Here is a 13,762-nt window from a genome sequence, read left to right on the forward strand (position 1 = left end):
GATATAAATGAATAACGATATAACTTCAAGAATACCGCCCAATGATAAGGATGCTGAGCAAGCCGTATTAGGAGCGGTTTTTCTAAGTCAAGATGCCTTGATCGAGGCAATGGAATATGTTGAAGCAGAGGATTTTTATCAACATGCTAATCAGTTGATCTTTCAAGCGATGATGAATTTAAACGATCGTGAAGAACCGGTTGATGTCGTGACGGTTCAAAATGAATTAGATCGTTTGAATCAAATTGAAGACATTGGTGGAGTCAGTTACTTGGCTGAATTAGCCAGTGCTGTACCGACTGCTGCCAATACGACTTACTATGCCAAAATCGTCAAGGACAAATCGATTTTACGCCGTTTGATCAATGCTGCTACGGGTATCGTTCAACGGAGTTTTGAAGAAGATGACGATGTTGACAGTATCATCGATCAATCTGAAAAAGAGATTATGGATGTTTCTGAAAACAGAAATCACCAAGGCTTCCGTAAAATCTCTGATGTTGTAAAGTCATCCTTTGAAGAGATCGATAAGTTATATGATCAAGGCAGTGATGTGACGGGGCTTTCAACTGGTTACAAAGATCTTGATGATATGACCACTGGGTTACATAAAGATGAATTGATTATTTTAGCAGCTCGACCAGGTGTTGGTAAAACTGCTTTTGCATTGAATCTGGCACAAAATGCAGCCACTAAGTCTAATGCGACCGTAGCAATCTTCTCTTTGGAAATGGGTGCGGAGTCGTTAGTCAATCGTATGCTTTGTTCAGAAGGTAGTATTGATGCCAATTCCTTAAGAACAGGTAAGTTGGATGAAAACCAATGGAATAGCTTGGTTGTGGCGATGGGGAGTTTGTCACGGACGAATGTCTATATTGACGATACTCCTGGTACCAAAATGGCAGCCATTCGTTCAAAATGTCGAAGATTGCTTAAAGAGAGTGGTCATTTAGACTTAATTATCATCGATTATTTGCAACTGATCGAAGGTACTGGTCAAGAAAATAGACAACAAGAAGTTTCAGCCATTTCTCGTAGTTTGAAGAAATTGGCAAAAGAATTGCATGTTCCAATAATCGCTTTATCACAGCTTTCTCGTGGTGTTGAAGCGCGGCAAGATAAAAGACCAATGTTGTCAGATATCCGTGAATCTGGTTCAATTGAACAGGATGCTGATATCGTTGCTTTCCTTTATCGTGATGATTATTATCGTGACGAAGACGGCGATGACAATAATGGTGATCAAGAGGAACCAGAGGATCAAGATGTTGGTGAAGTTGAAGTAATTATCAGCAAGAACCGTTCAGGTCCTCGTGGAACAGCTAAGTTATTGTTCGTGAAATCTTATAATAAGTTTTCATCGATCGCAAATATTCCAGAAAATTAAATAGTGTAGGTGTAGAAGAGATATGACAACAGTTGTTGTAGTAGGTACTCAATGGGGCGACGAAGGTAAAGGTAAGATTACCGATTATTTTAGTGGTGAAGCAAATATTATTGCACGTTACCAAGGTGGAGATAATGCTGGACACACTTTAAATATCGATAACAATGTTTACAAGTTGAGATCTGTTCCATCAGGTATTTTGTATTCGGATAAAACTAGTGTTATTGGAAACGGCGTGGTTTTAAATCTTGAATCATTGCTTGAAGAATTGCATCGTTTGCATGAACAAGGTGTAGATACTACTAATTTGAAAATTTCTAACCGTGCACAGTTGATTTTGCCTTACCATATCGAATTAGATAAGCTCCAAGAAGCTGCTAAGGGCGATTCTAAGGTCGGAACAACTAATAGAGGTATTGGACCTGCTTATACTGACAAAGCTTCACGTGTGGGTATTAGAATGGCCGATATTCTTGATAAAGAATTATTCAAAGAACTGTTAACAGATAACCTTAAACAAAAGAATGAACTATTCACGAAGATCTATGGTGTTGAACCAATGAAATTCGATGATATTTTTGAAAAGTACTATCAATTTGGACAAGAATTAAAGGATCGTGTGATCGATACTTCAGCTTACTTGAATAGAGAATTAAAGAACGGTCAAAATGTTCTATTCGAAGGTGCTCAAGGAATCATGCTTGATATTGATCACGGAACTTACCCTTATGTAACTTCATCGAATCCTGCTGGTGGTGTCACAACTGGTGCCGGAGTTGGTGCTCCTTTGATCGACAATGTGATTGGCGTTGTTAAAGCTTATACATCACGTGTCGGTGCTGGTCCATTCCCAACAGAATTATCAAATGAAACTGGAGATTTCTTACGTGAAGCAGGCCACGAATATGGTACAGTTACTCACCGTCCTCGTCGTGTGGGCTGGTTGGATCTAGTCGTTTTGAAGCATTCATGTAACGTTTCTGGTGTAACGCATCTTTCACTGAACTGTTTGGACGTTTTAACTGGACTTAAAGAAATTAAAATCTGTACTGGTTATGACTTGAATGGCAAGATAATTGATGAATATCCTGCTAACTTGAATGTTTTGGACAAGTGCAAGCCTGTTTATAAGACATTCCCAGGTTGGACAGTTGATATTACTCAAAGTAAGAGTATCAATGACTTACCACAAGAAGCTAAAGATTATCTTGATTTCATCAAGGATCAATTAGGAGTTTCTTATGCAACTGTTTCAGTAGGCCCCGATAGAGAACAAACAATCGAAGTCGATGACGTTTGGGAAGCATAAAAAAGCATCCTCTTGTGGGATGCTTTTTTTTGCACAAATGAGTCTTATCCGCTTAAGAAAATGGTCAAGCTCTTTAATCGTAGCGTCTTTAACTGAAACATTACTCGTGTTATTGATTAAGTGTACATAGTATAGAATTGTTTTGGGACATTATTGTTTTCTCCATGTTTGATTAAGTTTCGTTGCTTAAATCTTAACGTGAGGACAGTGATGTTCTTTTTTATTTTCTAGAGACAAAAAAACTGGTATTGATTATTCATCAATACCAGAAAGTATAGAACCCCTTTATATTACTATTTCTAAATTAAAGGAGCTTAAAGAAAGGCAGTAAGTCCCAAGACTGTTAGAGTCACTCCTACTACAATTGAAGACCACATTGCCAGAGGAGCAAATGGAGATGTGTCCTTATTTGCGTTTTTCTTTAAATTTTTAAAGTAAAGAATTGTTATACATATTTGCCAGATGCCGATAACCAAAAATAAAATAGCTGCTATTATATCGATTTTGCTCATTATACTGTACCCCCCTAAAAATTGGATAATTGAAAATATAAACGCATTACTATGCCATTGATTTACTGAATTTATGAAGTTGTATTACTGAAACAAGGCAAGCAATTAAACTTATTATTACTACCAACATTAAAAGTATAGTCATCTGAGAGTTGGTAAATTCTGTGGAAGACCTGCCGGAAGCCAACATAGGCAAATCACTAATTAAATGAAGTATAACTACAAGTGATAGATTTTTTGTTTTTAAATATAAGGTTCCATAGAGAATCCCAGTTGCGAAGGCCAAAATGATTTGAGTTAAAATCAAAAGGAATGCTCCATGTTCAAAATTTACTATATGAGCAAAAGCAAAACCAATGCTACTAATTAAAACTGATAAAAATAGCTTGTTCCTTGTTAGTTTCAAACTCAACGGTATTAGAATTCCTCTATATATATACTCCTCACAAATTGCAATCATTAAGATAGTCATGAAACCTATAAGAATTGGACCTTTAATATGAAGCGTAAAAGGATTCTTTGTTAACAAAATTAAAACAATTGCCGGAATAGCATTAAGAAATTGACTCACCGGTCTTTTATATGAAAAGAAATTAACATTAACGTGCAACCAACTCTTATTTAAAATAATAAATAGAATCAAAACAATTACATCGCACGTTATTTTTTGATAATTTTTTGGTTCCCAAATAATTAACGATGGAACTAATAAAAGAGCAAGTGGCAACAAAATAAAAGATGTAAAAAATTTCCCTATATTTTTTGACATGATTCTTTTTTTACACTTTCAGCTGCAGATTTTAACTAGAAAACCATTTTCCTTCCGGAACCAAATTATAGTGCTTTTTTAATTGCTTTTTTCGTTAGAAATGATGCCATTTTGAAAATTGATAAAGCGGCTACGGTTGCGATCAAAAGTCATGGTGTAGTAGTAAGTATTATTTTTATTCAACTGTTTAATATAGACTCTGGTATAGCGTGGTACATCAGAGATTTGATAGCCCACGATACTGGAATTACTGATTCGAGCATTAGAATTTTTAGCCAATTCGTACAAACCATTGTTGCTCCTATTAGGATTCAGTCCCAAGTTAAGTGAAATTTGGTTGAAATTGCCAGGTTCATTAGCACTGGTAGCTGTTAAGTTAGAATTGATGATAGCTGTTTTTAGACGTTGTAAAAAGGCCTTCGCTTGATCATTACCGGTATTTCCTAGTTCCACATTTTCTAAGACAAATTGAGGTGGATACTTATTCGACTTGGTGTTGAGATATTTGGCTGAGGTGATTGCATCGTCTTTATAGTAGAGCCGGTAACGATAACTGACGATATTTTTGGTGTCGTCATAACGGTTGCAGCTGATCGTGATATATTTTCCCGTAATATCTTTACCGAAATTCAGTAAGGTCATCTTGGCGATATAGCGGTGTGGCTTAGCATTGACCTGTTTAAGTAAACTTTTCTCTTGATCATTGGATAAAAATGACAACTCTTTCGTATTATCATAGTCATCATTGATAGTCGAAACGAGATTGACAGCCTGTTGTTTAGCTTTGGTCATATCGCCGTCGTCAATATTGACAGCTTTAGGTGCGATATCTTCATCGATATTATTTGGATTGACGATCAAAGAAAAGGGTATCGTGATAGAGGCAATACCATCAACGGTCTTATCTTTGATTTTACCTAGATTAAGGGCATATGCGGAGACGATCATTATCAATAAGAGCAGAATAATGATCCATTTAGTATATTTTTTGTTTAATTTTTTCAAAATTTCCACCCTTTATTTGCAGGATAATTTACTATTATAATAACAAGATGAACTAGATATTTGGGGAAAATCATGAAAGATAAGAAAGATTTAAAAAGTAAGACGAAATCAGAACGCTACTTGATGCATGGTGCTGGCGTAGTTGCAATCATAACTGCCGTCATCTTTTTTATCATGTTGTCTCGTGGCGTGGTCAATGCTGTAGTAACTTCAAAAATATCTAGTCAGTATCAAGATAAAGAGTTAGAAGTTTTGAAGACAGACTTGAATTACAAATCATTGGACTTTATCGGCAAATTGATCGATGTCAGCAATGGTTACGTAATTACTAAGAGTAATGTTCAAAAGTATCAAGAATTGGAAGGTTATATTCAAGCACGTAAGGACCGTTCTAAGGCTGTTGGCAAGCTATACGATGGCAAGAGCAATTATCGAGATGACGTTACTAGTCAAAAAATCAATGACTTAGATAAAACACTTTTAAAAGAGAAGAATCAAGATGTCTATCAAAAATTACGTAATGATTTGGATATGATTCAAATTTGGTTCGAGCAGACGCAAGACGCGGATAAATATTTAGATAAAACGTGGCAAGCTTTTAACGAAAAGAACAGTAGCTTAAGCTTTAAGAAAATTTCCATGGTCAATACTTACTACAAGCTGATCAAGAATAAAACCATTAAGAATCGTTGGAGTGAGGCTGTCACGAAGATGGATGATTATTTCTCCAGTCACAAGGGCGACAGTTCGAAAGTTACGGCGATTAAGCAAGAGTTAGCTGCCTTACGAAATGCCCCATTAACAGAAAAGTATACTCCCGCTAATGTCGATATCGTTTCCAGCTTAAATTCAACAACTGGAGCCTCTGATGTCTTAACACAGGCAGGAATCACTGGAAAATATGTTTTGTACTACAACTCCAGCAAGAATACTCTAGCCTTGATGACACGGGTGAGCGGCAAATACGTGGCTGAAGACGGTACTTTTAATGTCACAAGTTCGCAAGTCAGTTCTGGCAAATATACTGTTAAAAAATTGGTCAATGCTGGCGGTTCAGATGCAATTATTACGGATAGCAGCAACAGCAATTTCGGTGAGTATGTATCTAATGCCAGTGACAGTAGTTTAGATTCGATGAATGTCTCTGATCCAGAGAACAGTACAGCTGATTTCAATTCCGCTACACCAGTCTTTTGGTTCAAGAACAACGCGAACTTGAGTACCTCGATCTACTTTGGCGATAGTTCAACGATTGGTTTCATTTATGCAGGTGGAACAAGTTATAACAATGGTATGCAAATTAGTTCATCAGACTTGTCTAATTTGATGTCACAAGTATCTTCTGGAATAACATTCTATGTCAATTAGGGGCTAATTATGCGTAAGAAAAATATGGAACACAGAGCAATTAAAAAAAGAAAAAAATGGCCGTGGATATTATTAACGATCGTAGTTTTGATTGTATTAAGTATCGGTGGTTTTTGGTGGAAGTACGGTTATGATATTCGGAATACGATAGCTGACGGCTACTCTTATAGCCAAGGTTTGAAGAAATCAGATTTTTATCCTAAGAATTCTACCGTTATATATGACCGTAACGGTAAAGTGTTGAAGAAGCTGTCTCAATCGAGTTCCAATTATACACCGATAAATGAAATTAACCCTAAAATTCGGAAAGGCCTTGTGGCTGTTGAAGATCAACGCTTTTATACTCATCATGGAGTCGATCTATACGGAGTTATGCGCTCGACAGTTTCCACATTATTGCATCATCGAACCGAGGGTGGTTCTACTTTGACCCAACAGCTGGTTAAGAATGTTATTTTGCAAGATCAATCGCAGAATTTAACTCGTAAGTTAAAGGAAATGGTTATTGCTCAGCAACTCGAGAAAAAGTTTACTAAGAATCAAATCCTGGAGTTCTATATCAATGATGTTTACATGGGCCATGGTTCTTATGGTTTCAGTGCGGCTTCAGATTATTATTTTTCCCAGAAGCAGAGTGATTTATCAATTGATAAATTGGCTGTGCTAGTTGGGATACCGAACAACCCAGTTTACTATGATCCGGTAGCGAACCCGCAACGGGCTGTAAAACGCCGAAACATGATTTTATATATTTTCTATCAGCAAGGTTTGATTTCTAAAAAGGTTTATCAGACGGCCCGAACTAAACCTTTAGGCTTGAAAATCAATCAAAAGAAGTATGATAATGACGTTTCCAATAACTATGCACTCAGTTATGCAGTTTATAATGCGACTGAAGAATTGATGAAGTCTGCTGGCTTCACTATGCGTTATGACTTTAAGGATGAAGCAGACCGTAACGCTTATAACACTCAATATCAACAAGCCTTCGAACGGGCAAGAGGTCAGTTGATGGATGGCGGTTATCGGATTCATACGACCATCGATGAAACCGTCCAAAATAAAATTGAGGAATTGGTCAACAATACTTATAAGTCATATACAGGACGAGACGCTCATGGTAAGTTAACGCCGCAGGTTTCCAGTACCGTGATCGATAATAAGACTGGTGACGTTATAGCGATAGTTGGTGGACGGACTACTACAGGCGACCAAGTTAATCGTGCAATTTCTGGATACCGTCAACCTGGATCGACGGCTAAGCCTTTAATTGCCTATGCACCAGCTTTTGAAAGAGGATATCTACCTCAAAGTACTGTAACTGATTCAGCAGTCGGAACCCCAACGGTTCATAACTGGTACAGTGGTTATACTGGCAGCAATACTTTACGACACGCTTTGGAGAACTCAATCAATACGATTGCTTACAAGTTAGCAGCGTCAGATACTAAACACACTTACTATGATGATTTAGTTAAGATGGAATTTGCCCGACTTTCACCAGCTCAAAAGACTGATCCACGTCTAGCTATTGGTTCCTTTACTTACGGAACAACGACTACGGAAATGGCCTCGGCTTATAGTTCTTTTGCTCGAGGCGGAAAGTTTATTCACCCAAGTAATTTGTCGAGTATTTATGATAGCGAAAACGACCGTTATATTTATCAAAACACTCATATGGGGACTAAAGTTTACACGAAGAATGCTAGTTATATGATGTTGAATACCATGCAATCAGTGATTACTGATGGTCTAGGTAAGGCGGCGGCTTTAGATAACTATAAATATACGGCCGGTAAAACTGGTACGACTGATGATACGAAGGATTCATATTTTGTTGGTATGACGCCTAACTTTACGATTGCCAATTGGACTGGTCACGACATCCCTTCAACTTTGACCCAAGGCGAAAATGATTTAACAATGCAAGCCTTTAAGGCAGAAGGACAATATCTAGTCGATTACACGAAACAAAAAGACCAAAACTTTAGTAAGCCCAATACGATCAAGGTTAGTGGCAGTAACTTATATGTCAATAAGAGCAATGATAAACCAAGCATTCAAGATATTATTGATAATGATTTTTCTAAGTACAATACTGACCAAGAACAAAAGAATACTAATCGCTTGTATAATCTCGATTATCGGATCATCTATCACTTAACTAAGAAAGAAGAATTCAAGCGTGAAGGTAAAGTTAGAAAGGCAATTGACAAGTATAACGAGTCTCCAATCACGAAAGAATCCGAATACAATAAGAAATTAAGTGAATTACAAAAGATTCGTTATCTCAATGCTAACGTTAAACGTCAAAGTGCTAAGAATAGTTTCAATAAGCAGATCTTAGATCTTCAGAAAGCCTTAAATATGAGTCAAGCAATGTTCCAAGCAGCTAAGGATAACAAGGAAATTGCCAAGTACGAAGCCGAAAAAGAAGCTATCGAAGCTCAACGTTCGCAAAAACGTCAGGCAATGGTTGATAAATTGATGCCTCAGTACGAGTCACAGCTAGAAAAGGTTAAAGATGCTTACAAGAATGATGATTCTGATAAGGAAGATCAAAAGCAGAAGCTAGTTGATATTATGAATGAAATTAGAAGTTATGGTGGTAGTGTTCCAGACGTCAAGATCGACAGCAATGGTAACTCCACGACTTCAAGTTCCACAACTAGTTCAAGCAGCAGCAATTAAAAATGTTAATAACGACAAAAAAAGCTTCTGATTATAAAATCAGAGGCTTTTTTTAAAGATTATTGACTAATTTCGTCAGTATCATTTTGATTACGTTTAGCAATTGCTGGTAAGATCAAACCAAGTAAGATCAAAGCAATTGGGGTAATGATATTAAGCGCTAATTGGAACCACCATGATGATGGATCTTGAGCCATGTTCATCTTTGGCACCATACCTAGAATACATGCAAAAGCAGTTAGGAAAAAGGCCCAGAGACCAAAACCGAAGCCGACATATTTGTTCTTAACGAACATGTAGTCTGACTTGTACTTATCTAATTGTCTTGAAAGCATCATATAAGCTAAGAAGACCCAGAGGTAACGCATTGGCATAACGATTGAGTTAAGATTCAATAGCCAATTGTACAAATCATTCATACCATTGATACCTAAAGCTGGTACAATGATCAAAATTGAAACGAGGATAGCTGTCATCTTGTAACCATTGATAGCTACACCACGTTTGTTTTTCTTCAAGAGACTCTTAGGGATGAACTTCTTATCAGCATCACCTAAAAGCATTCTCAATGGGGCATCGATCGAAATAGCTAATGCAGCAGCAGAGGCAATCGTATTGGTAATAGCGAACGCCCAGACGAAGAGATTACCAACATGGAAACTGTTACCTAAGAATTGGAAAGCTTGGTAAGCACCATTGGCCATCAAGTCGGCAGGAATATGGTTCGAGTTGACGATCATACCGATTGCAAAGGAACCAAGCACGGCAGAAACGGCCACCATGACGGCTAAGATGATCATACCTAGTGGGAATTCCTTGGAAGCATTCTTAGTTTTATTAACGTATGGCGAGATCTTTTCTGAACCACCAACGGCGAAGACTAACATTGAAATTGTTGTAAAGTATTGAAAATCAAATTTTGGTATATATGTATGAATATCAGTCATGTTTGGTGTAGCGATTTGGACATGAGTGATAAAAGGAGCACTGATACCTAAGATAATGAATAATATCGACATCGTGAACATCGCGATCCCGGCAATACTACCAAGATTATTCAAGGTTGTAGTTCCTTTAGTGGCTAACCAGACAAAGGCTAAGAATATGATCAAACTAGCACCTTGAACTACTAATGGTGAACTAGTCTTGATGAAAGATCCGTTACCCTTGAATAGCCAACTCAAACTGACCATGATGATTTGTGGCTTTTGAGCTAAATAAGGAACATGCACGACCCAGTAAGTCCAAGCAGCAAAGTAAGCCAACTTGTTGTTAGATAAAGCTTTGACCCAGGAACTAACTCCCCCGCCAGCTTCTTGAAAGGCTGATCCTAGTTGTCCGACCATTAAAGTGTATGGTACGAAGTATAGAACCATGATCAAAATCCAAGATGTTACAACTGCTAGACCTTGGTTGGCAAAGTTATTGATAACATTATTAAGACCCCAAACAGTGGTAAAGCCCAAGAGAGCAATGTTCCACCATCTAAACGTCTTTGCATTATTTGCATCTGACATTATAAAATCCTCCTACGGGAGATGATTATACAGGAAAATGTCAGCAAAAACTTCCAAATAATGAGATAGATTTTTCAATATATCTAACTTTATATTTTAATAAATGTTTTTTAATCAAATTGACAGACGGCAACAAAAAATTATACTTTAATAATACGGCTGATCGACGAAAAATTTTTCATCAGACAGATTAAGCTGTATAATTGCATTCTATCTACTATAATGTAGAGAGAGTTTGGTTGAATTGTAGATAGCAAATAAATCGGAGTTTATTTATGGATAATAATAAAAATAATATGTCGCGTGAAGGACGCAAGAGGACACGTAATAGTGCCTTAGCTTCTGATAATGGCGGCAATGTCAAACGCCCATTTTTAAAAATCTTAGGATTAGTATTTCTAGTTATGATTTTTGTAACGGGCGCCTATGGCTTTAGACTTTATGCTCAAACGCAAAATTCATTGGGCAAAACTTATAAGGCTTTGGACGGAAAAAGTGTCTCTACGAAGATCAACAATAAAAAGCCAGTTTCAATTTTGTTACTGGGTGTTGATACAACCGATAATGGTGTTCGTGATAATGAAAAAGATTATCATGGAAATTCCGACACAATGATCGTTGTAACGGTTAATCCTAAGACGAATAAGACAACGATGATGTCCGTGCCTAGAGATTCGATGGCACAAATTTGGAAGAGCAGTACTAATAATACGAAGAAGATTCAAAAGATCAACTCAGCTTATGATATCGGTAATGAGGAAGCTGCTGTGGCAACCACTGAGAAGTTCTTGAACATACCGATCGATTATTATGTTAAAGTTGACTTTAATTCATTGACTCAAATCGTTAATGCGGTTGGTGGTGTCGATGTTGATGTACCATTTAGTTTCTCATACGGAGATACTGGTCAAAAGGAATCACATTTCAAGAAGGGTAAAATGCATTTAAATGGTAAGCAAGCTCTTGATTATTCAAGAATGCGTTATGAAGACCCTCAAGGTGATTACGGTCGACAATTGCGACAACGTCAGGTTATTACAGCCATTATTAAGAGTGCTGCTAGTGCCAAGACATTTACACGTTATCAAAAGGTATTGGATAGTATTTCGAGTTCGATGACAACTAATTTGAGTTTCAACGATATGCAATCAATGTTCTTGAATTATCGTGGTGCCGCTAAGAGTATCGGTTCAGATCATGTTCAAGGATATGGTTCCATGATCGATGGTTCTTCTTATGAAGTGATTCCTACCAAAGAATTACGTCGGGCATCTAATAAGTTAAGAAAGCAACTAGGATTACCAGAAGAACAATTGAATAATGAAGAAACTAAGTTAAATACATTGAATGAAGAACGTGGCTTCTCATTTGACAGTCAGAACCAAAATCAAAACTATACAATTTTTACCAGTAACGAAACGTCTGAATAAGAATAATAGTTCAACTAAAGGCTGAGACAATAGTTTCAGCCTTTTTTTAAGGAGATAAATATGAGTGTTTTAGAAGTACATGACTTAACGCAACAATTTGTAGATAAAAAATTGTATGATTCAGCCAATTTACAAGTTAATAAGGAAGATCACCTAGGGATCATCGGTCAAAATGGAGTCGGGAAGTCGACTTTTATCAAAATCTTGACGGGACAAATTGAACCTGATGAGGGTAAAATCTCTTGGAAGAAACATCTGACGATTGGTTACTTGGATCAACAAGCAAAATTAGCCCCAGGTTTAACCATCTATGAATATTTGAAGACCGCTTTTTCAAAGTTATATGAAACAAGTGACAAGCTCAACGATATCTATATGAATGATCCGACTGACGAAGACTTAGAAAAGGCGGGGAAACTTCAGGAGATCTTAGACGCCAACGATTTCTACGAATTGGACACGAAGATTCAACAAGTAGCTACTGGTTTAGGACTAGATGCGATCGGTTATGATCACGATGTTTCTAAACTTAGTGGTGGGCAGCGTTCAAAGATCATCTTAGCCAAGATTTTGTTGGAACAACCAGATATGATCCTCTTAGATGAGCCCACCAATTATTTGGATACGAATCATATTGACTGGTTAGCTGATTATTTGAATAACTTTGCCGGAGCCTTTATCGTTATTTCTCACGATTATGGTTTCTTAGACCGTATCATCAACTGTGTAGCTGACTTTGAGTTCGGTAAGATCACCAAATATACAGGATCACTGAAACAAGCTCTCAAGCAAAAAGCCGCTAATCAGGAAACTTATATGAAGGCTTACGTCAAGCAACAAGAACAGATCTCAAAGACAAAGGCTTATATTAGAAAGTTCAAAGCCGGTTCTCGGTCTAAGAGTGCTAAGAGTAGAGAAAAGCAGTTAGCTCATATGGATGTCTTGACACCTCCAGGGAATAAGACTGCCGCGAGCTTTGGCTTTCCATACAATGAAGTGCCAAGTTCGAGGATGCTTTTGGAAGTAAATGACTTAAAAGTCGGTTATGATGGCCAAGCTTTGTTTGATAAGGCCTTGAATTTCTCGATTGTTAGTGGTGAAAAAATGGTCATTAAGGGATTCAACGGTATCGGTAAGTCAACCTTGATCAAGACTTTATTAGGTATTATTCCACCAATTGAAGGTAATTTTGACTTTTCAGAGACGGTCAAAGTAGGCTATTTCAAGCAAGACTTAGTGTGGAAGAATAATCTGGAGTCTCCATTTAAGTATATTAGTGATGAGCACCCCGATCGGGATGGTAAAGAAGTTAGACGAGTATTAGCTCGAACAGGATTGACTAATCAGCAGATCATGTCAGAAATGCGGTCTTTGTCTGGTGGTGAACAAACTAAGGTGAAGATTGCGGACTTGATGTTTGATAACACCAACTTTCTCTTTATGGATGAGCCAACTAATCATCTGGATGATGAATCAAAGGCGGCTTTGAGAAAGGGTCTGAGAAACTACGATGGTTCAATGATTCTAGTTACCCATGAAGAGGATTTCTATAGTAGCGATTGGATCGATAAGGTCTTAGATATCGAGAAAATCAAAGAAAATTAATTGTTTTCAAAAAAAGTATGAAAAAGTACTTGCATTGGTTTGCCATTAACGGTAAGATATTATCTGTTGTCACGACGAGTCAACAACGGCAAGCATTCAATTGAAAAAACGATTGAAAGTTTGCAATAATTATTTTCAATAAGCTCTTGACATTATATGTTAAACTTGT

The 13,762-nt window shown here is 37.2% G+C and carries 10 protein-coding genes; 6 read left to right on the top strand and 4 right to left on the bottom strand.

Features of this window, described 5'->3' with window-relative positions:
* Positions 1 to 7 precede the first annotated feature (7 nt).
* Entirely contained in the window at positions 8 to 1,387 is a 1,380-nt protein-coding gene (dnaB, locus tag ACYT32_RS01925; protein ID WP_395266033.1) for a replicative DNA helicase, read from the top strand.
* A gap of 22 nt (positions 1,388 to 1,409) precedes the next feature.
* The gene (locus tag ACYT32_RS01930) at positions 1,410 to 2,696 is read left to right on the top strand and encodes an adenylosuccinate synthase (protein ID WP_395266032.1); all 1,287 of its coding nucleotides are present in this window, start codon (positions 1,410 to 1,412) and stop codon (positions 2,694 to 2,696) included.
* Positions 2,697 to 3,010: 314 nt separating this feature from the next.
* On the opposite strand, the gene ACYT32_RS01935 is transcribed toward ACYT32_RS01930, so the two are convergent.
* The 3 genes from ACYT32_RS01935 to ACYT32_RS01945 all read right to left on the bottom strand — a co-directional run bounded on the left by ACYT32_RS01935 (position 3,011) and on the right by ACYT32_RS01945 (position 4,982).
* The gene (locus ACYT32_RS01935; RefSeq protein ID WP_395266031.1) at positions 3,011 to 3,208 is read right to left on the bottom strand and encodes a hypothetical protein; all 198 of its coding nucleotides are present in this window, start codon (positions 3,206 to 3,208) and stop codon (positions 3,011 to 3,013) included.
* A 49-nt stretch (positions 3,209 to 3,257) separates the two neighbouring features.
* On the bottom strand, positions 3,258 to 3,977 hold the full coding sequence (locus ACYT32_RS01940; protein ID WP_395266030.1) for a CPBP family intramembrane glutamic endopeptidase: 720 nt from the start codon (positions 3,975 to 3,977) through the stop codon (positions 3,258 to 3,260).
* 78 nt (positions 3,978 to 4,055) lie between these two features.
* The gene (locus tag ACYT32_RS01945; RefSeq protein WP_395266029.1) at positions 4,056 to 4,982 is read right to left on the bottom strand and encodes a hypothetical protein; all 927 of its coding nucleotides are present in this window, start codon (positions 4,980 to 4,982) and stop codon (positions 4,056 to 4,058) included.
* 72 nt (positions 4,983 to 5,054) lie between these two features.
* Here ACYT32_RS01945 and ACYT32_RS01950 point away from each other — a divergent pair, with 72 nt between their 5' ends.
* Both ACYT32_RS01950 and ACYT32_RS01955 read left to right on the top strand, forming a co-directional pair.
* A complete protein-coding gene (locus ACYT32_RS01950; RefSeq protein ID WP_395266028.1) occupies positions 5,055 to 6,350 on the top strand; it encodes a hypothetical protein in 1,296 nt (431 codons plus the stop codon).
* A 9-nt stretch (positions 6,351 to 6,359) separates the two neighbouring features.
* Positions 6,360 to 9,041: a transglycosylase domain-containing protein gene (locus tag ACYT32_RS01955; RefSeq protein WP_395266027.1), complete on the top strand. Its 2,682-nt coding sequence runs from the start codon at positions 6,360 to 6,362 to the stop codon at positions 9,039 to 9,041.
* A gap of 59 nt (positions 9,042 to 9,100) precedes the next feature.
* Here ACYT32_RS01955 and ACYT32_RS01960 read toward each other — a convergent pair whose 3' ends face one another.
* Complete coding sequence (locus tag ACYT32_RS01960; RefSeq protein ID WP_395266026.1) at positions 9,101 to 10,558, bottom strand: amino acid permease; 1,458 nt, start codon at positions 10,556 to 10,558, stop codon at positions 9,101 to 9,103.
* A 275-nt stretch (positions 10,559 to 10,833) separates the two neighbouring features.
* On the opposite strand from ACYT32_RS01960, the gene ACYT32_RS01965 reads away from it, so the two are divergent.
* Positions 10,834 to 11,988 carry an LCP family glycopolymer transferase gene (locus ACYT32_RS01965; protein ID WP_395266025.1) on the top strand — a complete coding sequence of 385 codons (1,155 nt, stop codon included), beginning with the start codon at positions 10,834 to 10,836 and terminating at the stop codon, positions 11,986 to 11,988.
* A 60-nt stretch (positions 11,989 to 12,048) separates the two neighbouring features.
* Positions 12,049 to 13,593, top strand: a complete 1,545-nt coding sequence (locus ACYT32_RS01970; RefSeq protein ID WP_395266024.1) for an ABC-F family ATP-binding cassette domain-containing protein — start codon at positions 12,049 to 12,051, stop codon at positions 13,591 to 13,593.
* The last annotated feature ends 169 nt before the right edge of the window (positions 13,594 to 13,762 follow it).

The sequence above is a fragment of the Companilactobacillus sp. FL22-3 genome, from assembly GCF_054881455.1.